Raw genomic sequence first — 20,526 nt, 5'->3', positions numbered from 1 at the left:
GGAGAAGTTCATCCCCCATCACCTTCAAGGAGACCTGGGCGGTGGTGCGGCAGATCGACGACGCCATGGGCGTCAGCTACGCCTGCAAATAGGCGAGAGCCGCAACAGGCGTGAGCGAGAGAAAGACTGCGGGATGCGGACCATCTTCGCCCGCTTGGGACGTAGAATTCCAGTTCGAAGTGATCGCGGAAGAAGCGGCTGAACGCGTGGACGATCAGCACGTCGAACGGTGCGGGCTTCGATGTGCTCGCATCGATCATACGCTGGAACTTGGGGCGGCAGTCATTGGTGGCCGAAGCGCCCGGCACGGTTTCGGGCCAGTCGTCGGTGACGGTCCACGTCGGGGGATCGTGCTTCGGCGGTCGGCCTCCGAAATCGCAGCCGACCGCTGACAGCAAAATCGGCCGGCCTCAGGCTCATGCGTGCCGCGAGGCACCGGCCCGCTTCATCCACCCCAGCCCCTCGAGCGTGCCGCCCCGCGGGGAATACTCGCAACCGACGAAGCCGTCGTAGTGGACTTCCTCTAAGGTCGTATAAAGCCGGTCAAAATCGATGATTCCCGTTCCGGGCTCGTGGCGACCGGGATGGTCGGCGATGTGGACATGGTAGATGAGCGCGGCATGGTCGCGAATGAAGGCGAAGGGATCGGAGCCGATCATCGTGGCGTGGAACACATCGAAGAGCAGGCGGACATTGGAAGCGCCGATTTCGGTAATGGCGCGTACCGCCTCCAGCGGGTCCTCGATGAAATAATCGGCGATGCTGCCGCTGCTGATCGGCTCGATCAGGACGAGCACGCCACGCTCGGCGGCAGCTTCCGCCGCCACGCGCATATTGGCGATGTAGATGTCCCACATCCGCTCCGGATCGGCGCCGGGCGGGCGAACGCCGGCCATGCAATGCAATGCGGGAATACCGGCCTGAACCGCGTAGTCGAGGCTCACTGAAACCGAGGCGCGGAAACGCTCGATCTCGTCCGGAAGGGCGGCAAAGCCTTTTTCGCCGCGCGCGATGTCGCCGGCGGGGAAGCTCGACTGGACGATGCCAAGGCCGCAGTCGGACAGAAGCTGCCTCACCCGTGTCGCCGGCAGAGCATACAGCGAGGGGTGTTCCACCATGCGAAAGCCCGCATCGCGCGCCGCAGCGAAGCGGTGCTCAAGCGGCAATTCCTGGAAGAGATATCCAATGTGAGCGCTGAAGCCCTTCATCCTGGGTGATCCTCTGTTGATTGGGCGGTGCACCGGCGGTGCACTCACGACTTGCCGAAAACAGCGTGGAGTTCATCAACCTGGGCGACCGTCAGCCGACGCGGTTGACGGGCGTGCAGCAGCACCAGGAGCTTGGCCGTTTCTTCAAGTTCCTCGGCGGCATAGACGGCACTGGAAAGGTCCGCTGCCGTGACAACAGGGCCGTGATTGCCGGCAGAGCCGACCAAAACCCGCGCCCGTAATGCGAGCGTGAGAGCCGCACCAGCTCCGTTCGTGCGGTCATTTCGTTCATGGCGTTCACGTCGCGCCTCCGCCCATCGCCCGGATCGCCTTCGCGAAGAAATCGACACTGCCGAAGTTGCCGGATTTGAGGGCCATGCAGAGCGGGTTGCCGTCCTCGGCGGTCAGCACGGGCACGCCGGGATCGATCTCCCGGCCGATGCGGAAGGAGCTGAGCCCGAGCGCGGAGACGACAGCGCCGGAGGTCTCGCCGCCGCCGACCACGATCCGCCGGACACCCAGGCGATAAAGCGCGCGGGCGGCGTCCGCGAACAGCGCGTCGAGCCGGTGGGCCACGGCGTCGCGGCCGTATCGGCGCTGAAGCGCAACGACCTCCTCCGGACGCGAGGATGAGTAGGCAAGCGGAACCTGGCCATGATGGGCACGGATGAATGCCACGACATCGTCCGGGCCAAGCGCGCCCTGCATGACCTCGTCGACATCGACGGCGAAGACCGGGTGGCCGGCCGCGTGGTGTTCGATCTGCGCCAGTGTGGCCCGTGAGCAGCTACCGACCAGCACCGCTTCCGGCCCCTCAATGACCGGGCTCTCCGCCCCCCTTCCCCCGGCGAGCCCGGCGGAGATGAAGTTGCGCGGCAGGCCGCGGGCGATGCCTGAGCCGCCCGTGAGCAGGCGCGCGTCGCGGCATGAGGCGGCGATGGTCAACAGGTCGTCATTGGAAATGGCGTCGACGATGACGAGCCGCTCGCCCCGGCCGGCGGCATCTTCAAGCGCAGCGCGCAGGGACGCGGGCCCCTTCTGCACAACGCCCCAGTCCACCAGACCGACGGGGTCGTAGCACTGGGCCGCAAGCCAGCGGCGCAGATCCGCATCGGTCATCGGGTTGAGCGGATGGTGCTCCATGCCGGATTCGTTCAGCAGCCGGTCGCCGACGAACAGGTGGCCCTTGTAGAGGGTGCGTCCGGCATCGGGGAAGGCCGGGCAGGCGATCACGCCATGAGCCTCCAACCGACGGGCGAGCGCCTCACCGACCGGGCCGATATTGCCGTCGGGCGTGGAGTCGAAGGTGGAACAATATTTGAAGATGATCTGCCGGCACCCCTGGCGCAGCAGCCAGTCCAGCGCCTGAAGCGATTGCGCACAGGCCGCCTCCGCAGAGATGGAGCGGCTCTTGAGGGCGACGACGCAGGCTTCCACATCCGGCGCCGCATCGGCGGCGGGAAGGCCGAGATATTGCACGGTCCTCAGCCCGCCTTCCGGCGCGACGCCCTTGGCGATGGTGTTGGCGATGTCGCTCGCCCCGGTGAAATCGTCAGCAATGACGCCGAGCAGTGCCATGTGCAGCCTCCCGTTCTTGTTGGTTTTCGTCAGGCTCGCCGGCCCGCCCTCACGAGGCGGCGAGCCACGAGGCGAGCGGTTCATCGCGGCGTTGCAGCCGCTGCAGCAGGTAGTCGACCTCGGCCCGCGCCGTGGCGGACAGCGCGGAGCCGGGCTGGCGCTGCGCGTCGCAGGCCAGCGTGCCACTGCGCATGAGCACATATTTGCGTACTGCGAGGCCGATGCCCTGCTGCTGCTCGTAGCGCAGCAGCGGGAGATGGGCGTCGAACAGATCGTGCGCCTCGTCCCGGCGTCCTTTCTTCTGCAGGCGCACCACGGCGGCGAGCATTTCCGGGAAGGCGTAGCCGGTCATGGCGCCATCGGCGCCGCGTTCCATCTCGAATTCGAGGAACAGCCCGCCATTGCCGGTGAGGATGGAGAGTGCGCGCATCGACCCTTCCTTCTGGAAGGCGCGAAGGGCGGAGATCTTCTCCAGCCCGGGCCAGTCCTCGTGCTTCAGCATCACGCAGGAGGGGTTTTCCTCAACGATGCGACGGATGACGGAGGGAGACATCTGCACGGTGAGGGTGAGCGGATAGTCCTGCAGCACGAACGGAATGTCCGCGCCGATGGCCTGAACGGCCTGGCGGAAATAGCCAGTGATCTGCTCGTCGGCGCGCAGCGCGGGCGGGGGCGCGATCATGACGCCCGCCGCGCCCCGTTCCATCGCGGCATGGGCGAGCGAACGCATCGCGGCAAAGCCGGGCGCCGAGACGCCGACAATGACCGGCAGGCCACCGAAGCCATCAATGAAGCGCGCGGTGATCGCGAGCGATTCCTCGGGCTCCAGCTTGGGCGCCTCGCCTAGAATGCCGAGCACGGTGACGCCATCTGCGCCGGCGGCGCGATAGCGCTCGATCAGGCGATCGATCGAGGCTTCGTCAATGCGACCATCGGGGTGAAACGGGGTCGGTGCGATGGGGAACATGCCGGCGGCGGTGGCGTCGAGCTTCATGAGCGGTTTCCTGTGCGTTCCGTGTCAAGGACGGCGAAGCGACCGTCTGCGCGCCACAGCGCCCGCACCGCATGCCGAGCGGGTGCAAATCGCCGAAGCCAGCGGACGCACGGCGGCACGGATGGATCATGCACGTGACCCGCGCCGGCGGTGGGGAACTGGAACGTCTGCCCAGTGGAAGCCGCCGCAGGCCGCCCGTCCTGCAGCCGCGAAGCCGCGTGCCGTTGCCGTGGCGGCTCAGGCGGCCACCATCTGCTTCATGAGATCGACCGCGGCTTCGGGAGCCGTCAGCACGGGGACGTCGACGGCCTTGCGGACGGCCTCGGCGGCGCTGGAGGTCGAGAAATGCGCGAGCATGATGGCATCGGCATTGTTCAGCTCGGGCGCCCGCGCTGCCACCAGACTGTTGTGCGCGGCGGCATCGCCGCCCCGCAGCCGCGCCATGGCGTGATCGACGACAATGGTGGTGAGCTGCGCCGTCGCGCCGGTCTGGCGCACGAACTCGTTGAACTCCTCGTTCATCGTCACCACCGCCGGGGCGAAGGTGGCCAGCATGCCGATCTGACCGCCCCGGCCGATAGCGGCGCGGAACATCGCCTCATTGGGCTTGAGCACGGGGATCGGCAGTTCGGCGATCAACCGGTCGATGGCGGGGCCGAACGCCGAACAGGTGATGAGGATGCCGTCGGCGCCCGAACGGTGGGCATAGCGCCCGAAGGCAACGAAGCGCTCTATCAACGCCTCCGTCAGCTCCGGCTCGCGGGCGCGGTCGACCGACAGGCTGTCGTCGAGCAGGTTCACCGTCTCTGCCGTCGGCCAGCGCTGGCTGAAAGCGATGCGGATCGGCTCGACCGCCACCGGCGTGGCATGGAGCAGGACGATGCGGGGAGTGGCTGTCATGGGCTCTTAACCTTCCGTGGAGCGGCGATCACGCCGCCGAGGGCGCGCGCACCAGCGAGGCCAACCCGCCATTGCCATAGGCAGCGATCGCCTCATCCGACTCGAGGAGGTCGAGAAAGGCCTGCGCGGCCGCTGGATGCCGGGCGTCGGCGAACAGGGCGGCGGAGAAATCCGTGAAGGCCTGGATCTCCTCGGGGAATGGCCCGATGACATCGACGCCGTCGATCGACATCAGCTCGCTGATCTGCTGCACCGCATACTCCGCATCGCCGCTCGCAACCTTGGCGGCGGTGAAACCGGCGGGGATAGTCACCGCGCGGGCCTTCACCTCGTCGGCGATACCGAGATCCTGAATGAGCTGCTGGAAGTAGATGCCGCTGGCGCCGCCGAGAGAAAAAGCGACCGAACGGGCGCCGCGCAGGACGGATTTCAAGGCGTCCACCGTGGAGATGTCGGGGCGGGGCGCGCCCTTGCGGACCGCGAGGCCGACCATCGCCCGCGCGACGGGAATGCGGGTTTCGCGCCGGACGATGTCATCCTGCACCAGCCGGTCCATGGCATGGTCGATGGCGAGGATGATGTCGGCGCGCTCACCGTTCTCGACACGGCGCATCAGCACGGTGGTCGGTTCCCACACGATACCGGGCCGGATTCCGGTCTGCTGCTCGAAGCGCGGCACGATCCAGCGCTTGAACGCGACCTCGACCGCGAGCGCGCTCATGATGGAGAGGGAACCGGCGTCCTTGTTCGTCATGCTCTTCTCCTTCGTGTTCCTGCACAGCGGGCGGCGCTCAGCGTCCACCCGGAATAGACCGCACCATGGCAGGGGATATTTCGTCGAGCCCGCGCAGGCCCATCAGCGCCATGTCGCGGTGGATCTCCTCCGACAGAAGCCGGATGGCGTGCTGCACGCAGGGCGCGCCGCCGAGCGAGGCGGCGTAGAGGAAAGGACGGCCGAGGAAGACGAAATCGGCTCCGAGCGCCAGCGCTTTGAGCACATCGGTGCCGCGCCGGATGCCGCCATCGAGCATGACCGCCATGCCCTCGGCTTCCGCCCGCAGTTCCGGCAGCGCGCGCATTGGCGCCAGCGCATAGTCGAGCTGGCGCCCGCCATGGCTGGAGATGATCACGCCATCGGCGCCGATCTGCCGCGCCATCCGCACATCGGAGGCGGCCAGCAGCCCCTTGATCACGAGCTTGCCCTTCCAGCGCTTGCGGATCGCCTCCACATGGCGCCAGGCCAGCTGGTCGCGGCTGTTCATGTTGCGCACAAAATCGCGCGAGAACATGGGCGGGCCCTGCACAGCGTCCATGTTCTCGAAATGCGGTACGCCATAGTTCAGGAACGTGCGGACGACCGTGCCGATCAGCCAGCGCGGATGCAGAGCGCTGTCGAGCATGACCTTGGGCGTGATCCGCAACGGCATACTGAAGCCGCTGCGTGTGTTGTTTTCGCGGTTTCCAGGAACCGGCGTGTCGGCGGTGACGACCAGCGTACCGAACCCGGCCGCTTCCACGCGGTCGATCAGCGCGTCGATACGTGGCTGATGGCCAGCGAGATAGGCCTGGAACCAGGCATCGGGATTCTCACGCTGCACGTCCTCCATCCTGATGAGCGAGGAGGCGCTGAGAATCATGGGCACCCCGGCCGCACGGGCGGCCGCGGCGAGCGCGACGTCGGCGCGATAGGCGACCATGGCCGCACCCCCTAGCGGGGCAATCCCGAAGGGGCTGGCATAGGACCGGCCGAACAGCTCGCGCGCCTGATGCCGACCCGCGACATCCATGAGGGTGCGGGGCAGAAGCGCGAGATCGGCGAAAGCCTGACGTGCTTCCCGCAGGCCGGAGCCGGTTTCAACCGCGCCGGACACATAGCCATAGATCATCCGCGGCAGATGCCGCCGCGCCGCCTGCTCGAAATCATCCAGCGCGAGATAACTGCGGAACCGGCGCGGAGTGCTGGGAGCCGATGTTCGCACGGCCGCCTGCAAAGGGGCGACCTCGGCAACGGTCTCCCGCGCCACATGAGGGTGAGACACAGAACCGACGTCCTTCATCACTCACGCTCCGTCGAGTGCATGCAAAAGCGTTGATCGACAAGCATCGCGACAATGAAATTATGTGCTTTGTCGATATTATTATATTTTTTTAATATAGAATGCATGCTGCTCACGTTTAGATCAGTGAGAACCCATATCGACCTTGATGGGGCGATCTTGTGGAAGATGTACATAGCTCGCACAGCTTCAAATGCCTGTCAACCGCGACGTTCGAGTCATGATTTTGGTAATAAATATATATAATATAATGATTTTATGGATTACGGATGTATGTAAACTTTTCATCTACGCCAAATTCCTCGGCATACTCCTTCCAGCAAAGCTGTCGTTCGGCCGGCGGTGGGGTGCACCTGATGTGTTGGACAGCAACTTGGATTCGCAGCGCCATCCGCATGTGAGGCGATCTGGTATACGAAATACACCGTTTATGCTGCGCGTTGCATCGCATATCGCGAGCACATTCGGCACTTTACCGTGCATTGTAAATTTTACAATCGGCGTAAATATGTAAATTATTGAAATATAACGACTATTAATTGGATCGTCGTACTTGACGGATGGATTTTGACTGAAATAATGTAAGAGCAATCACAAAAAAGGGCGTTCATCGCCCATATCTCAGGGAGAAGACCATGAAGGGATGGACTGCGCAGATCCGCGCGTTCGTGGCGGCCGGCGCGTTAAGCATCGGCGCGCTTATGGCCTCGAGCGCGGCGTCTGCGGTCGAGATCAAGATCGGCTATATGAAGCATCCGATCCAAGAAGCTTCGATTGCCATCATGGAAAAATGGGCCGCCAAGAACGGCGTGACCATCGTCAAGATTCCGATGGCCTACGAGATCTTCATGGAGAAGGTCACCGCTACGCTGACCTCCGGCGGCGATCAGTACGATATCATCTGGCACAATGACGACTGGGGACAGCTCTGGAAGAGCTGGCTTGCCACGACCAATGACGTGCCCGGCATGGATACGGTGCTGAAGCAGACTGTCGACGTCGCCTTCCTCAACGATGACGGCAAGCCGACCGTGGTGCCCATGGCCCACACGTTCGGCGTTTTCTACTACCGCACCGACCTCGTCAACGAAGCGAACCTGCCCAAGACCTGGGATGAACTGTCGAAGCTCTCCCAGAAGCTGCAGCAGGACGGCAAGGTGAAGTGGGGCTTCGTCGGCTCCATGTCCATGAACCACAGCTGGTTCAGCTGGTTCTGGGCCAACTGGACCAACAATTGCGACGTGCTTGCCCCGGCCTATGAGCGCAACAACAAGGTTCTGGCCGCCAATGGATGGAAGCCAATGATCGCCGAGCCCTGCTCACAGCAGGTGGTCGAATATTGGTGGGACGCGATCAACAAGACCAAGATCAGCCCGCCGGCGATGATTTCCTATACCCGCAACGACGCCAACGCGATCTTCCAGGCGGGCGATGCCGCCTTCACCGTCGCGGATCTGACGCTCTATGGGCAGTTCAACGACCCCAAGAAGTCCAAGGTCGCTGGCAAGATCAACATCGGCTTCCTGCCGCTGGGCCCTTCGCGCAAGGAACACGTCGCATGGAACGACATCTGGGGCTGGGCGATTCCGAAGGGCGTGCCGGCTGAACGCCAGGAAGCTGCCAAGAAGATGCTCGGCGCCATGCTGCTCGACAAGGAAGGGCAGATCGATCTGTGGAAGGCCACCGGCGGCCCGCCGCCGAACACTGAAGTGTGGAAGACGCTGATCGAGATCGATCCGCTGTTCCGCCGCGCCGATGAAGTGGTCTTCAAGGTGATGCAGGTCATCGCCGGCGGCTATTACACCCCGGAATGGCCGGCCATCCACAAGGCTTACAATGACGGTGTCGTCGGCGCCCTGAACGGATCGCGCGAGGATATTCCGAAGAAGTTGCAACAGGCTGCTCCCGCCATCCACGAAGCCGCGGCGCGGACCAACTGATCCCTCCCCAGACCTGAACTTGGCGGAAGCCCCACACGGCTTCCGCCCCCTTTCCGCGTAGGGACCGCACAATATGAGACGCCTTGCCTCGTTTTTCGGTGAGAAGGAGCGCTTCATGCTGGCGCTTATCGCGCCGGCCGCCCTCACCATGGCTCTGTTCCAGGTGGTGCCAATCGTCCTGGGCGTCAACGCCTCTTTCCGCGACTGGATGCTCTACGACCCCAAGAAGACCTGGGTCGGCCTGAAGCACTATATCGAAGTCATCACCGATCCGGCGTTCTTCGGCCTCGCCATTCCCAACACACTGCTGTTCCTCATGCTCAGCGTCTCGCTCTCGCTGACCTGCGGGCTGGGCCTCGCCCTGCTGCTCAACCGCAAATTCGTCGGCCAGTCGGTGGTGCGCACCATCATACTGCTGCCGCTGATGGTTGCCCCGGTGATCGCCTCGATCATGATGCGCTGGATGTTCAACGACCAGTTCGGCATCGTGAACGTGGTGCTGGAGGGCGTCGGCCTGCCGCCGGTGGCCTGGCTCGCCTATCGCTGGACCACGATGATGGTCATCGTCCTCGCCGATGTCTGGCTGTGGACCCCCTGGTTCGCCGTGCTGCTTCTCGCCGGGCTGCAGAGCTTGCCGAAGGAGCCGTTCGAAGCGGCCGCCATCGACGCTGCCGGCCGCTGGCGCGTCTTCCGCTCCGTGACCTTGCCCATGCTGCGCCCGGTCATCGTAGTGTGCGTCGTGATCCGTTCGATCGATGCCTTCCGCGTGTTCGACCAGGTCTGGGTCATCTCCGGTGGTGGCCCGGCCCGCACCACCGAGATGTTCAGCATCTACGCCTATGTCGAAGCCTTCCAGCGCATGAATTTCGGCAAGGGCTCCGCCGCCGCCCTGATTGGCGGCGTCGTGATCGTAATCTTCGGCCTGGTGCTCTACCGGCTGCTCAACCGTGCCGTTGAGGTATCGAAATGACCCTTGCCACTCTCCACACGCCTTCCCCCGTGTACAAGGCCGAGCGCGGCTTCTTCGCCCTGATGGCGCCGGGCGCGCGTCGGGTCTTCTTCTACCTGTTGGTGATCGGCGTCGCCTTCACCATCGCGTTTCCGGTGCTCTGGCTGCTGCTGACCTCTCTGCGCCCAGCCTCCGGCATGTTCTATGTTCATCGCGGCACCGAGTTCACGCTCGATAACTTCGCCGAGGTGTTCGAAAACCGGACGGTTATCAAGGCCTATGTGAACAGCGCGATCATCGCCACGCTGGCGACGGTCCTCTCTCTCGGCATCACCGTGACCAGCGGCTACATGCTCTCGCGCTTTCGCGGGCCCATCGCCAGCAGCTGGTTCTCGATCATCTATGTGTTCCGCTGCGTACCTTATATTTCGTGGGTGCTGCCGCTCTACCTCCTCACGCAGAACCTTGGTGTGTACGACACCTATCTCGGCCTGCTGCTTCCGCATATCGCGGTCCACATCTGCTTCTTCTCATGGCTGATGAAGGGATTCTTCGACGGTATCGACCCGTCGATGGAATATGCCGCGCTCATCGACGGGTGCACCCGCTGGGGCGCCTTCGTCCGCGTGGCGCTGCCTTCCGCCGTGCCGGGGCTTGCGGCGCTTGCCGTGCTCTGCTGGCTGTGGACCTGGAACGAGTTCCTGTTCGCACTGCTGCTCACCAGCCACAACACCCCGGTGCTGACCGTGGTGATGGCTCAGTTCGTCCACGAGCTCGGCATCGAATGGAATCTCATGAGCGCCACCGCCATCATGGCGCTGGGCCCGGCCCTGCTCATCACCTTCTTCGGCCAGAAATACGTCATCACGGGCCTGAAGATCTGATCACGCGCACCTGGTGCGAATTCTGGAGTTTTACCGATGGCGGAAGTCGTTCTGAACAAGCTCGTGAAGAGCTATGGTGGCGTGACTGCGGTGCGCAGCATCGACCTGAAGATCCCCGATGGCGCCTTTGCCGTCCTGGTCGGCCCGTCCGGCTGCGGCAAATCGACGACGCTGCGCATGATCGCCGGCCTTGAGGACATCAGCGGTGGCACGATCAGCATCGGCGGAAGGGTCGTGAACGACCTGCCGCCCAAGGATCGCGATATCGCGATGGTGTTCCAGAACTATGCGCTCTACCAGCACATGACGGTCTACGACAATCTCGCCTTCGGCCTGCGCAACCGGAAGGAAAGCGAGGCGAAGATCGCCGAGAAGATCGCCCATGCGGCCTCGATCCTGAGCATCGAGCCGCTGCTCCAGCGCCGTCCCCGGCAGCTTTCGGGTGGCCAGCAGCAGCGCGTCGCGCTCGGGCGATGCATCGTCCGCCACCCGCAGGTCTTCCTGTTCGACGAGCCGCTGTCAAACCTCGACGCCAAGCTGCGCGCGCAGATGCGCATCGAGCTCAAGCGCCTGCGCGAGCGCGTGCCGGCGACCTCGGTCTACGTCACCCACGATCAGGTGGAGGCGATGACGCTCGGCGATCTCGTCGTCATCATGAAGGATGGGATTGTCCAGCAGGTCGGAACGCCGTTGGAGGTCTATAATCGGCCCGAAAACCTGTTCGTCGCGGGCTTCATCGGCGCGCCTGCAATGAACGTGCTCCGCGGCCGGCTCGACGCCGCCGGCGAGCGCGTCAACATCGAAGGCGGCTCGCTGCAGGTGGGCGAGCGCAACAAGGCGGCGCTGCGCGGCTATGCCGGCCGCGAGGTCATGGTCGGCATCCGTCCCGAGCACATGGCCCTCGGTGCCTCCAACAATCAGGTGGACGGCGTGGTGGACGTGATCGAGCAGCTGGGTTCGGAAATGCACCTCGACCTGCGGCTCGGCGGCGCACCGCTTACCGTCGCGCGGGTCGCGCCGGACGCGCCGATCCGCCTTCACGACCGGGTGACGGTCTCGATAGCGCCCGAACAGATGCACTTCTTCGATGTCGACACACAGCTGGCGATCCGCACGCCGGCGGCGGTCGGCGCGCTGGCGGCCTGAAGATGAAGGGGAAATCGGCAATGCGCGTCGTGATCACGGGTGCGGCGGGGGGGATCGGGCGCGAGGCGCGGCACCAGCTGGCCGGCCGTTACTCCGTCCTGCGCCTGCTCGACAGGGAAGAGGTCGATCCGGCCGGGCCGGACGAAGAATGCCTCAAGGTCGACATCTGCGATCTGGCGGCGCTTGAGGCGGCGATGCAGGGCATGGACTGCGTCGTCCATCTCGCCGGCGTCTCGGTGGAGCCCGAAAGCAATGCCTGGGAACAAGTCCTGCCGGCGAACATCGTCGGCACGTATAACGTGTTCGAGGCGGCGCGGCGCGCAGGCGTGCGGCGGGTTGTCTATGCCTCCAGCCACCACGCGGTCGGCTATCATCGCCGGAGCGAAATCCTGACCGGCGCGGCCCTGCCGCGCCCCGACAGCTTCTATGGCGTGAGCAAGGTGACGGGCGAGGCGCTCGGGCGGCTCTATGCCGACAAATACGGCCTGAGCGTCGTCAGCCTGCGCATCGGGGCCTATCGGCCCAAGCCGACGGATATCCGCCACCTCTCGGTGTGGATTAGCCCCCGCGACATGGTGGAACTGCTGCGCTGCTCGATCGAGGCACCGCTGCTGCACTACGTCGTGGCCTACGGAATGTCCGCCAATTCACGCGCGATCTGGGACAACCGGGAGGCAGCCGTTCTGGGTTACAGGCCGCTCGACAATGCCGAGGACTTTGCCGCCGAGGTGCTGGCCGATGGCGCACCGGAGCTGGAGGGTGCCAAGCCCTTCCATGGCGGATGGTATTGCGGCTGGGACCTTGGCAACCATGGGCTGTTCATCGATTGACACTGCTTCCGCGCCTCGGCCAAGGTCGACACGGATGTGACGAAGGGGAATGAGAGTGCGGCCCAAGCGTACACTGTCAGGTCGGGTCCGGGTGGAGGACATTGCGCGGGCGGTCGGTGTCTCCGGCGCGACGGTGTCGCGGGCGCTCAACGGCACCGGGCCGGTGGCACCGGAGGTGAAGAGCAGCATCGAGGCGGCCGCCACCCGGCTGGGCTATGTGCCGCAGGGCGCCGCGCGCACCGCGCTGTCGCGGCAGATGCCGGTGATGGGGGCGATCATCCCGCATCTCGAGAACCCCAACTTCGCCGCCGGGGCCGAGGCCATGCAGAGCCGCCTTCGCGAATCCGGCTACGGTTTCATGCTGGCGAGCAGCGGTTATGACCGCAAGAACGAACTTGAAAGGGTGATGGCGCTGGTGACGAATGGCGCCCAGGGCATGATGCTGGTCGGTGCCGAGCACGATCCGCAGACGCTGGACTTCCTCAGACAGCGCAACATTCCCTTCGTCGTGACGTGGGTGCTCTCCCCGAACATGCCCTGTGTGGGCTTCGACAATGTAGAGGCGGCCGGGCGCATCGCCACCCATCTGCTCGACCTCGGCCATACCCGCATCGGCGCGATTGCCGGCATCACCCGCGACAATGACCGAGCGCGGGGGCGCCTCGAAGGCATACGCCGGGTGCTGGCCGAGCGCGGGTTGACGATCGGCCAGGAAGCGCTCATCGAGCGCCCCTACCGGATCGTCGAGGGTCAATTGGCGCTCCGGGCGCTTCTCGGCGCGCCGAACCCGCCAACGGCGGTCTATTGCGGCAACGACATGCTTGCCTTCGGCGCTCTCATCGAATGCGCGCGGCAGGGCATCCGCGTTCCGCAGGATCTTTCGATCGCCGGTTTCGACGATCTCGACTTCGCGTCGCAGATCCGCCCGGCCTTGACCACGCTGCATGTGCCGGCCCGCGAGATCGGTGAGCGCACTGCAGAATACCTGCTCGCGCGCATCGCCGGCGAGCCTGTGCCGGCAACCATCGAGATTCCGGTCGGCCTGATGGTGCGCGACACCACCGCGCCGCCGCGCAAAGGCTGATCCTCCTCCCATTTCCGGCAGACATCCATGTATGCACCTCCCCCCGTCATCAAGACCGAGGTCTTCGCGCGCGTTCCCGAGCATTTCCGTATCCATGGCCGCACCTCGAAATGGGCGCAGGTCCAGCGGGGCGGACGGCCGACGCCGGTCTTCCTGGAAGGGCCCTCCTTCGACCGGGACGGCAATCTCTATGTCGTCGACGTCGCCTGGGGACGCATCTTCCGTATTTCGCCGAGCGGCGTGTTCACGCTGTTGATTGAATATGACGGCGAGCCGAACGGCCTGAAGATCCACCGCGACGGCCGGATCTTCGTCGCCGATTATCGCCACGGCGTGCTGCGGCTCGACCCCGAGCGCGGTGTCATCGAACCGGTGGTGGAGATGTCCGAGTTCGGCCCGTTCAAGGGCGTGAACGACCTCTTCTTCGCCTCAAACGGCGACCTCTATTTCACCGACCAGGGCCTGACCGGCTTCCAGGATCCCAGTGGCCGCCTTTACCGCCTGCGCGCTTCGGATGGCCGGCTCGACATGTTGTTGCAGGGCATTCCCAGCCCCAACGGACTGGTGCTCAATCTCGACGAGGATGTCGTCTTCCTCAATGTGACGCGCGACAACGCGGTGTGGCGCGTCCCCCTGAATGCCACCGGTGCGGCGTTCAAGGTCGGCGCCTATATTCGACTGTCGGGAGGCAATGGTCCCGATGGCCTCGCCATCGACGAGACGGGCGGGCTCGCCATAGCGCATCTGGGGCTGGGCAGCGTGTGGATCGTCAACGCCATCGGGGAGCCTGTCGCCCGCGTGACGTCCTGCGCCGGGCTCGCAACCACCAATCTCGCTTATGGCGGAAACGATCTGCGCACGCTCTATATTACCGAATCGGAGACGGGGCAGATTCTGACGGCGCATGTGCCAACGCCTGGCCGCCCGATGTACTCGCATAGCTGAATCATGTCGCGCGGCACAGCCTCCGCCAGCCGGATGCCCACGCCGCAGAAGGGGCCGTTTACGAAGGCGGATGGAGAAGTGGTGATCGATGCCGATGGCCGGCGTATTTGCTGAAGCGCGGGAACCGCTTCCAAGCATACCTCAATGATTGACGTATCGATGATTGACGTATCGATGATCGATGCATAATCATCCAACATGTCTCGAACCTCCCCATCCGCCGCTCCACCCGTTCCGCCGTCGCCCGCGTCGGTACCGAAGCCGGGCCCCGATTTCCTGAGCCGTGCCTACTGGAACGGCACCATCAAGATGAGCCTGTCCAAGTTCTTCATCCTGTGCGTGCTGCACCAGCGGCCGATGCACGGATACGACGTGGCACGGGCGGTGGAGGCAACCACCAACGGCTGCTGCTCCCCCACGGAGGGCACCATCTATCCGGTGCTGCGGGAGTTCGAGGAAGGCGGCTACCTCACCGCGGCGAGTGAAGTGGTCTCGGGCCGCGAGCGCAAGGTCTATACCCTCACCGACAAGGGCCGCGCCGCCTTCAAGGTGGCGGTGGAGGCCTGGATGGACGTCACCCGTTGCCTGGTCGACGCCGAGAAGATGATCGCCGCCGCGCCGTTGACGACAGGGGCATCCGGCTGCTGCAGTACGGCCCCATGACCAGCGGCCTGAGCGGCGAACTCGCGCAACCGGCGCCGGCGCGCCCGCTCTCGGGGCGCAGCCTGTTCATCACCGGCCTCGGCATTGGCCAAGTCTGCTCCTGGGGATCGCTCTATTACAGCTTTCCCCTGATGGCCGAAGCCATGGGGCGCGATCTCGGCTGGTCCAAACCGGACCTGTTCGGTGCCGCAACCCTCGGCCTCGCCCTCGGGGGCATTGCCGCCTTTCCCGTGGGCGCCGCCATCGACAGGGGCTACGGCAGATGGGTGATGGCGGCGGGCGCGGGCCTCGCCGGCCTCATCCTCCTGGCCTGGTCGCAGGTGCAGCAGCTCTGGCTGTTCTATGGCCTGATGGCCGCCATCGGCATCCTGCAGGCGGCAACGCTTTATGAGCCGGCGTTCGCGGTGGTGGCGCGCAGGACCGGAGCGGCCGACGCCCGGGCGGGCATCACCGCGCTCACCCTGTGGGGCGGATTCGCCTCCACGGTCTTCATACCGCTGATCCAGATCCTGCTGGATATGGTGGGTTGGCGCGGCGCGCTGGTGGCGCTGGGCGCCGTGAACCTCGTGGTTTGCGCGCCGCTCTATGCCGCGGTGATCCGGCCCGCAGCCGACCATGCGGCCTCGCCGGCCCACACTCTTGCCCTGTCGGGAGCCCTCACCCTGCGACAGATCATGGGGCGCGTCGCCCGACGGCCCACCTTCTGGGCCCTGGCGGTGGCGTTCACCGCCTATGCCGCCACCTTCTCAGCCTTCACCTTCCATCTCTATCCCCTGCTGCTGGAACGCGGCTTCACGCCGGGGAGCGTGGTGCTGGCCATGGCCATCATCGGCCCGACGCAGGTGGCCGGCCGGATCGCCGTCTCGGTGTTCGCGCCGCGCGCTCCGGTGCGGCTCATCGGCAGTTGTGCCGTGCTGGCCTTTCCGGCGGCCATTCTCGCCTTGGCCTGGCTGCCGCCCAGCTTTACGCTAGTGGCGGCGATCATGGCGCTCTACGGCAGCGCCAACGGCATCATGACCATCGTGCGCGGGCTCGCCGTGCCTGAAATGCTGACCCGGCAGGCCTACGGCGCCGTGAATGGCGCGCTGGCGGCGCCCGCCATGCTCGCCCGCGCTTTGGCACCCGCCGGTGCCGCGCTCCTCTGGGCGCAATCCCAGTCTTACGGTGCGGTCCTCTCTGCCATGGCTGCGGGAGGCGTCCTGCTGGCGGGTGCCTTCTGGGCCGCGGCAGCCTTCTCGCGGAACGAGGACATGGAGCGCCGCGAGAAGGCCGCTCCTATGCCGGACCGCGGCTAATTCCAATGGCCTGCGACGCCATGTAGATCGCCGGAGCCGGGATGTTGAAGTCGAACCCCGGGTCAAGGCGCAGCGCGTCGCGCGCTATAAACGTCTCAGTCTCGTGGCATCCGGTCGTGGAATCACGTTGGTTATCGAATCGAAATGTCTGGCCTGCCCCTTCCGACGGATCTGGGCTCTCCAGGAGCCGGATTTTAGTTTAGTGAAGGTGGCCAATCCGGGTTCACTCCGGCGCACTCACGCGTCGAAAAATCGGAATTTGGGGCGTATCGTGGCGTAAAATCGAGCACGCACGATGAGACTTAACGCTTTGAAGTTACGAATGTAATGTCGAAAAATCAAGAGCTTATATTTTCCGTGGCGCCCATGATGGATTGGACGGACCGCCATTGCCGGGCCTTCCACCGCACCCTCTCGCGTCAGGCGCGGCTCTATACGGAGATGGTCACCGCCCCCGCCATCCTGCACGGCGATCGCGCGCGCCTGCTCGGCTTCTCGCCCGACGAGCACCCGGTGGCGGTGCAGCTGGGCGGCAGCGATCCGGCGGACCTCGCGCAGGCGGCGCGGGTCTGCGCCGATTTCGGCTATGACGAGATCAACCTCAATGTGGGCTGCCCCTCCGACCGGGTGCAGGGCGGCAATTTCGGCGCCTGCCTCATGCGCGAGCCGGACCTGGTGGCCGATTGCGTCGCCGCCATGAAGGCGGTCGTCGCCATTCCCGTCACCGTCAAATGCCGCATCGGGGTGGACGAGCAGGACCCGGAAGAAGCCCTCGACCGCCTCGCCGACGCCGTGGTGGCGGCGGGCACCGACGCGCTCATCGTCCATGCCCGCAAGGCGTGGCTGAAGGGCCTGTCGCCCCGCGAGAACCGCGATGTCCCGCCCCTCGACTATGACCGCGTGCGCCGCCTGAAGGCCCGGCTGCCCCATGTGCCCATCGCGCTCAACGGCGGCATCGCCAGCCTCGCCCAGGGCCTGGAGGAAACGCGCGGCCTCGACGGCATGATGTTGGGCCGCGCCGCCTATCAGGACCCGGAACTGCTGCTTGGGGTGGACCCGCTGCTGTTCGGCACGCCCGCCCCCCATGCGGACGGCTTCGCCGCGGTGGTGGCGTTCGAGCCCTATGTGGCGCATCACCTGGAAGCCGGCGGCCGGCTCTCGGACATTACCCGCCACATGCTGGGCCTGTTCACCGGCCGCAAGGGCGCGCGCATCTTCCGCCGGCATCTCTCCACCGAAGCCATCCGGCCCGGTGCCGGCCTCGACGTGCTGCGCGCGGCGGTGGACGAGGTGCGCCGGCGCCAGCCCCTCGCGGCCTGAGCGGCCCTGCCCCTTTCGGTGTGATCTGCACGCCATGCGCGGCTCGCGAACGCGCGCATGCGGGCGTGGCGGTGGACAGGCGCGCCGATCCGCGCCACTGCTGCGGCATCCCCTGTACCGCTCCTTTTGCCGGACCCCGCCCCATGCTTGCCGCCATCTCGACCCACGACATCGTCTTCCTCGTGGGCGCGATGCTGGTGGGCGGGGTGCTCACGGGGCTCATCGCCGGCATGCTGGGCATCGGCGGCGGCGGCGTCATCGTGCCGGTGCTGTACGAGGTCTTCGGCGTGATGGGGGTGGACGACAGCCTGCGCATGCAGCTGTGCGTGGGCACCTCGCTTGCCATCATCATTCCCACCGCCATCTCGTCCCACAACGCCCACATGAAGAAGGGCGCCGTGCTGCCCGGCGTGGTGCGCAACTGGCGGCTGCCGGCCATCGTCGGCATCCTCACCGGCAGCGCCATCGCGGCGGTGGTGGCCGGCTGGGTGCTGCAGGCGGTGTTCGTGGTGGTCATCTCGCTGCTGGGCCTCAAAAGCCTGCTGGGGCGCAACGACATCCGCCTCGCGGAGCACCTGCCGGGGCCGGGCGCCATGCGGGCCTACGGCTTCGTCATCGGCCTCGCCTCGTCGCTGGTGGGGATTTCCGGCGGCGGCATCGCCACCAACATCCTGCTGCTCTATGGCGTGCCCATCCATGCGGCGGTGGCGACCTCCGCCGGCATCGGCATCATCATCCCCATCCCCGGCGTCATCGGCTATGCCATCGCCGGCTGGCCGCACCTGTCGGAGCTGCCGCCGTTCTCGCTGGGCTATGTCTCGGTGATCGGATTTGTCTGCATCGCGCCGGTGGCGGCGCTGGTGGCGCCGTTCGGTGCGCGGCTCGCCCATCGGCTGGGACGCCGGCAGCTGGAAATCGGCTTCGGCCTGTTCCTGCTGCTGGTGGCCTCGCGCTTCCTCGTCGCCATCATCTGGGGCTGAGAGCGCTCACCAGCGGTGGGTGAAGCCTGCGGTGATGCTCTTGTTGAGCGTCGCGCCGGTGTCGGCGACCGCGGTGGTGACGGTGATATCGCCCAGCACCGTCTGCTGCGCGCTGAGGCTGGGCAGCAGGGTGGGCGTCTCCTGCGTGGCCTTGGTGGCGAGGGAGAAGGTGGTGCCGGTCTCCACCAGCTTCAGGCTGACGGACTTGTCCGTCTCCCAGGCCTCCGCGCCCGACGCCATGCGATAGGTGTCGGCCAGCGTCGCGTCGAGGCCGCTCGCCAGCGTGACGGTGCGCGAGAAGGTGGTGGCCACCTTGCCGGTGGCGCCGGCGGGATCGAGGGAGACGTTCACCGTCCCCTTCTGCCACAGCAGCCAGTCGGGCAACTGGGCAAGCGTGACCTTGGCATAGGCGGTGCCGCCGAGGTCGCTGGCGCCGGATGCGACCACGGGCGCGGCGCTGGTGGCCGACCTGGAGAGATCCATGCCGAAGACGGTGCCGATGTCCTCCACCGCGCTCCAATAGGTCATGGAGACGCTGCCGTCGGCATTCAGGGTCTTCTTCGTCTCGCTGCCTCCGTCGGCGCGGACGGGCGCGGCGGCGCACAGCAGGACCGGCAGAAGCAGCGCGGCGGTGGTGCGTGGCATCATCGAAGGCCTCCGGGCAGCTTTGAAATACGGCGCCGCAGGGCAGCGGCGAGGCACGACTTTCATCATGGATGCGGAAAAGTTAGGGCGAGATTGCTGCGGCGCGGTATTTTCCGCGCATGCGCGCGCCGCATGGCTTTTGCGCAACACCGGCACGGCTGCACCTTGCGGCGGCCCCTCCCCCGTCCTAATCCCCCGGCGGGAGGATCAAGATGACACAACAGAGCGACCCCGCGTCCGCCGCCGCAACGCTGGAGGTGCTTGCCCGCATCGCCGATGCGCTGGAGCGCCTTGCCCCGCCTGCCGTCCCCACGCCGGACTTCGAGGCCGCCGACGCCTTCGTGTGGCATAACGAGCCGCCCCGCTTCGAGCCGGTGCCACGGGTGAACCGGGTGGAGATGGACCTGCTCCAGGGCATCGACCGGGTGCGCGACCAGCTGGTGGAGAACACCTCCCGCTTTGCCCGCGGCCTGCCGGCCAACAACGCGCTCCTGTGGGGCGCGCGCGGCATGGGCAAGAGTTCGCTGGTGAAGGCGGCCCATGCGCGGATCAACCGCGACCTCGCCGCACAGGCGCCCCGCCTCAAGCTGGTGGAGATCCACCGCGAGGACATCGAGGCGCTGCCAGCCCTCATGGGCCTCGTGCGCTGTTCGGCGCATCGCTTCATCGTGTTCTGCGACGACCTCTCCTTCGATTCGGATGACACCTCCTACAAGTCGCTCAAGGCGGTGCTGGAAGGCGGCATCGAGGGGCGGCCGGACAATGTGATCTTCTACGCCACCTCCAACCGCCGCCACCTCCTGCCCCGCGACATGATGGAGAACGAGCGCTCCACCGCCATCAATCCCGGCGAGGCGGTGGAGGAGAAGGTCTCCCTCTCCGACCGGTTCGGCCTCTGGCTCGGCTTCCACAAATGCAGCCAGGACGAATATCTCGCCATGGTGGAAGGCTATGTGGCCCACCACGGCCTTGGCGTGCCGGAAGAGCAGTGGCGGCCGCAGGCGCTGGAATGGGCCACCACCCGCGGCGCCCGCTCGGGCCGCACCGCCTTCCAGTTCGTGCAGGATCTGGCGGGCCGCCTCGGCCTGCCGCTCAAGGCCGCCTGATC

The 20,526-nt window shown here is 65.7% G+C and carries 21 protein-coding genes; 12 read left to right on the top strand and 9 right to left on the bottom strand.

Going from position 1 to position 20,526, the window contains the following annotated elements; genetic code table 11:
- Positions 1 to 8: 8 nt before the first annotated feature.
- The 8 genes from V5F48_RS06920 to V5F48_RS06885 all read right to left on the bottom strand — a co-directional run bounded on the left by V5F48_RS06920 (position 9) and on the right by V5F48_RS06885 (position 6,737).
- The gene (locus V5F48_RS06920) at positions 9 to 398 is read right to left on the bottom strand and encodes a recombinase family protein (protein ID WP_394258108.1); all 390 of its coding nucleotides are present in this window, start codon (positions 396 to 398) and stop codon (positions 9 to 11) included.
- A gap of 18 nt (positions 399 to 416) precedes the next feature.
- Positions 417 to 1,208 (bottom strand): hydroxypyruvate isomerase family protein, encoded by a 792-nt coding sequence (locus V5F48_RS06915; RefSeq protein WP_394258107.1) that lies wholly within the window; start codon positions 1,206 to 1,208, stop codon positions 417 to 419.
- Positions 1,209 to 1,252: 44 nt separating this feature from the next.
- Positions 1,253 to 1,435 carry a class II aldolase/adducin head domain-containing protein gene (locus tag V5F48_RS06910; RefSeq protein ID WP_394258106.1) on the bottom strand — a complete coding sequence of 61 codons (183 nt, stop codon included), beginning with the start codon at positions 1,433 to 1,435 and terminating at the stop codon, positions 1,253 to 1,255.
- A gap of 70 nt (positions 1,436 to 1,505) precedes the next feature.
- Positions 1,506 to 2,786: a 3-oxo-tetronate kinase gene (otnK, locus tag V5F48_RS06905; RefSeq protein ID WP_394258105.1), complete on the bottom strand. Its 1,281-nt coding sequence runs from the start codon at positions 2,784 to 2,786 to the stop codon at positions 1,506 to 1,508.
- 49 nt (positions 2,787 to 2,835) lie between these two features.
- Entirely contained in the window at positions 2,836 to 3,780 is a 945-nt protein-coding gene (locus tag V5F48_RS06900; protein ID WP_394258104.1) for a dihydrodipicolinate synthase family protein, read from the bottom strand.
- A 237-nt stretch (positions 3,781 to 4,017) separates the two neighbouring features.
- Positions 4,018 to 4,680 carry an aspartate/glutamate racemase family protein gene (locus V5F48_RS06895; protein WP_394108253.1) on the bottom strand — a complete coding sequence of 221 codons (663 nt, stop codon included), beginning with the start codon at positions 4,678 to 4,680 and terminating at the stop codon, positions 4,018 to 4,020.
- 28 nt (positions 4,681 to 4,708) lie between these two features.
- The gene (locus V5F48_RS06890; protein ID WP_394258103.1) at positions 4,709 to 5,434 is read right to left on the bottom strand and encodes a molybdate ABC transporter substrate-binding protein; all 726 of its coding nucleotides are present in this window, start codon (positions 5,432 to 5,434) and stop codon (positions 4,709 to 4,711) included.
- Between the two features lie 37 nt (positions 5,435 to 5,471).
- Positions 5,472 to 6,737, bottom strand: a complete 1,266-nt coding sequence (locus V5F48_RS06885) for an alpha-hydroxy acid oxidase (protein ID WP_394108251.1) — start codon at positions 6,735 to 6,737, stop codon at positions 5,472 to 5,474.
- A gap of 635 nt (positions 6,738 to 7,372) precedes the next feature.
- On the opposite strand from V5F48_RS06885, the gene V5F48_RS06880 reads away from it, so the two are divergent.
- The 11 genes from V5F48_RS06880 (at position 7,373) to V5F48_RS06830 (ending at position 18,773) form a co-directional block, all read left to right on the top strand.
- Positions 7,373 to 8,677: an ABC transporter substrate-binding protein gene (locus tag V5F48_RS06880; RefSeq protein WP_394258102.1), complete on the top strand. Its 1,305-nt coding sequence runs from the start codon at positions 7,373 to 7,375 to the stop codon at positions 8,675 to 8,677.
- 115 nt (positions 8,678 to 8,792) lie between these two features.
- Positions 8,793 to 9,647, top strand: coding sequence for a carbohydrate ABC transporter permease (locus V5F48_RS06875; RefSeq protein WP_394258101.1), 855 nt, complete (start codon positions 8,793 to 8,795; stop codon positions 9,645 to 9,647).
- Positions 9,644 to 10,510 carry a carbohydrate ABC transporter permease gene (locus V5F48_RS06870; protein WP_394258100.1) on the top strand — a complete coding sequence of 289 codons (867 nt, stop codon included), beginning with the start codon at positions 9,644 to 9,646 and terminating at the stop codon, positions 10,508 to 10,510. Before V5F48_RS06875 ends, V5F48_RS06870 begins: the two co-directional genes overlap by 4 nt.
- A 36-nt stretch (positions 10,511 to 10,546) precedes the next feature.
- Positions 10,547 to 11,656 (top strand): ABC transporter ATP-binding protein, encoded by a 1,110-nt coding sequence (locus V5F48_RS06865; protein ID WP_394258099.1) that lies wholly within the window; start codon positions 10,547 to 10,549, stop codon positions 11,654 to 11,656.
- A gap of 20 nt (positions 11,657 to 11,676) precedes the next feature.
- Positions 11,677 to 12,486 (top strand): NAD-dependent epimerase/dehydratase family protein, encoded by an 810-nt coding sequence (locus V5F48_RS06860; RefSeq protein ID WP_394258098.1) that lies wholly within the window; start codon positions 11,677 to 11,679, stop codon positions 12,484 to 12,486.
- Positions 12,487 to 12,577: 91 nt separating this feature from the next.
- Positions 12,578 to 13,570 (top strand): LacI family DNA-binding transcriptional regulator, encoded by a 993-nt coding sequence (locus V5F48_RS06855; protein WP_394108245.1) that lies wholly within the window; start codon positions 12,578 to 12,580, stop codon positions 13,568 to 13,570.
- A gap of 27 nt (positions 13,571 to 13,597) precedes the next feature.
- Positions 13,598 to 14,515, top strand: coding sequence for an SMP-30/gluconolactonase/LRE family protein (locus tag V5F48_RS06850; RefSeq protein ID WP_394258097.1), 918 nt, complete (start codon positions 13,598 to 13,600; stop codon positions 14,513 to 14,515).
- A 309-nt stretch (positions 14,516 to 14,824) separates the two neighbouring features.
- Positions 14,825 to 15,178 carry a PadR family transcriptional regulator gene (locus V5F48_RS06845; protein WP_394258096.1) on the top strand — a complete coding sequence of 118 codons (354 nt, stop codon included), beginning with the start codon at positions 14,825 to 14,827 and terminating at the stop codon, positions 15,176 to 15,178.
- Positions 15,175 to 16,473, top strand: a complete 1,299-nt coding sequence (locus tag V5F48_RS06840; protein ID WP_394258095.1) for an MFS transporter — start codon at positions 15,175 to 15,177, stop codon at positions 16,471 to 16,473. The genes V5F48_RS06845 and V5F48_RS06840 overlap by 4 nt, the downstream gene beginning before the upstream one ends.
- Before the next feature lie 327 nt (positions 16,474 to 16,800).
- Positions 16,801 to 17,793 carry a tRNA dihydrouridine(20/20a) synthase DusA gene (gene dusA, locus V5F48_RS06835; RefSeq protein ID WP_394258094.1) on the top strand — a complete coding sequence of 331 codons (993 nt, stop codon included), beginning with the start codon at positions 16,801 to 16,803 and terminating at the stop codon, positions 17,791 to 17,793.
- Between the two features lie 143 nt (positions 17,794 to 17,936).
- Positions 17,937 to 18,773 (top strand): sulfite exporter TauE/SafE family protein, encoded by an 837-nt coding sequence (locus tag V5F48_RS06830; RefSeq protein ID WP_394258093.1) that lies wholly within the window; start codon positions 17,937 to 17,939, stop codon positions 18,771 to 18,773.
- Positions 18,774 to 18,779: 6 nt separating this feature from the next.
- On the opposite strand, the gene V5F48_RS06825 is transcribed toward V5F48_RS06830, so the two are convergent.
- Positions 18,780 to 19,421 (bottom strand): hypothetical protein, encoded by a 642-nt coding sequence (locus V5F48_RS06825; RefSeq protein ID WP_394108239.1) that lies wholly within the window; start codon positions 19,419 to 19,421, stop codon positions 18,780 to 18,782.
- A 209-nt stretch (positions 19,422 to 19,630) separates the two neighbouring features.
- Between V5F48_RS06825 and V5F48_RS06820 the strand changes: the two genes are divergently transcribed.
- The gene (locus tag V5F48_RS06820; protein WP_394258092.1) at positions 19,631 to 20,524 is read left to right on the top strand and encodes an ATP-binding protein; all 894 of its coding nucleotides are present in this window, start codon (positions 19,631 to 19,633) and stop codon (positions 20,522 to 20,524) included.
- Positions 20,525 to 20,526 lie beyond the last annotated feature (2 nt).

This window comes from Xanthobacter autotrophicus ATCC 700552, from assembly GCF_043194565.1.
Lineage (GTDB): Bacteria > Pseudomonadota > Alphaproteobacteria > Rhizobiales > Xanthobacteraceae > Xanthobacter > Xanthobacter autotrophicus_F.
This window is presented reverse-complemented; position numbering and strand designations above follow the sequence as displayed.

Excerpts from the sequence above, each read along its gene's own strand:
- V5F48_RS06845 (WP_394258096.1), top strand. The coding sequence starts at position 14,825 with ATGAGCCTGTCCAAGTTCTTCATCCTGTGCGTGCTGCACCAGCGGCCG.
- V5F48_RS06880 (WP_394258102.1), top strand. The coding sequence starts at position 7,373 with ATGAAGGGATGGACTGCGCAGATCCGCGCGTTCGTGGCGGCCGGCGCG.
- V5F48_RS06840 (WP_394258095.1), top strand. The coding sequence starts at position 15,175 with ATGACCAGCGGCCTGAGCGGCGAACTCGCGCAACCGGCGCCGGCGCGC.
- V5F48_RS06825 (WP_394108239.1), bottom strand. The coding sequence starts at position 19,421 with ATGATGCCACGCACCACCGCCGCGCTGCTTCTGCCGGTCCTGCTGTGC.
- V5F48_RS06870 (WP_394258100.1), top strand. The coding sequence starts at position 9,644 with ATGACCCTTGCCACTCTCCACACGCCTTCCCCCGTGTACAAGGCCGAG.
- V5F48_RS06890 (WP_394258103.1), bottom strand. The coding sequence starts at position 5,434 with ATGACGAACAAGGACGCCGGTTCCCTCTCCATCATGAGCGCGCTCGCG.
- V5F48_RS06860 (WP_394258098.1), top strand. The coding sequence starts at position 11,677 with ATGCGCGTCGTGATCACGGGTGCGGCGGGGGGGATCGGGCGCGAGGCG.
- otnK (WP_394258105.1), bottom strand. The coding sequence starts at position 2,786 with ATGGCACTGCTCGGCGTCATTGCTGACGATTTCACCGGGGCGAGCGAC.
- V5F48_RS06865 (WP_394258099.1), top strand. The coding sequence starts at position 10,547 with ATGGCGGAAGTCGTTCTGAACAAGCTCGTGAAGAGCTATGGTGGCGTG.
- V5F48_RS06850 (WP_394258097.1), top strand. The coding sequence starts at position 13,598 with ATGTATGCACCTCCCCCCGTCATCAAGACCGAGGTCTTCGCGCGCGTT.
- V5F48_RS06820 (WP_394258092.1), top strand. The coding sequence starts at position 19,631 with ATGACACAACAGAGCGACCCCGCGTCCGCCGCCGCAACGCTGGAGGTG.
- V5F48_RS06830 (WP_394258093.1), top strand. The coding sequence starts at position 17,937 with ATGCTTGCCGCCATCTCGACCCACGACATCGTCTTCCTCGTGGGCGCG.
- V5F48_RS06895 (WP_394108253.1), bottom strand. The coding sequence starts at position 4,680 with ATGACAGCCACTCCCCGCATCGTCCTGCTCCATGCCACGCCGGTGGCG.
- V5F48_RS06915 (WP_394258107.1), bottom strand. The coding sequence starts at position 1,208 with ATGAAGGGCTTCAGCGCTCACATTGGATATCTCTTCCAGGAATTGCCG.
- V5F48_RS06900 (WP_394258104.1), bottom strand. The coding sequence starts at position 3,780 with ATGAAGCTCGACGCCACCGCCGCCGGCATGTTCCCCATCGCACCGACC.
- V5F48_RS06875 (WP_394258101.1), top strand. The coding sequence starts at position 8,793 with ATGCTGGCGCTTATCGCGCCGGCCGCCCTCACCATGGCTCTGTTCCAG.
- V5F48_RS06885 (WP_394108251.1), bottom strand. The coding sequence starts at position 6,737 with ATGAAGGACGTCGGTTCTGTGTCTCACCCTCATGTGGCGCGGGAGACC.
- dusA (WP_394258094.1), top strand. The coding sequence starts at position 16,801 with ATGTCGAAAAATCAAGAGCTTATATTTTCCGTGGCGCCCATGATGGAT.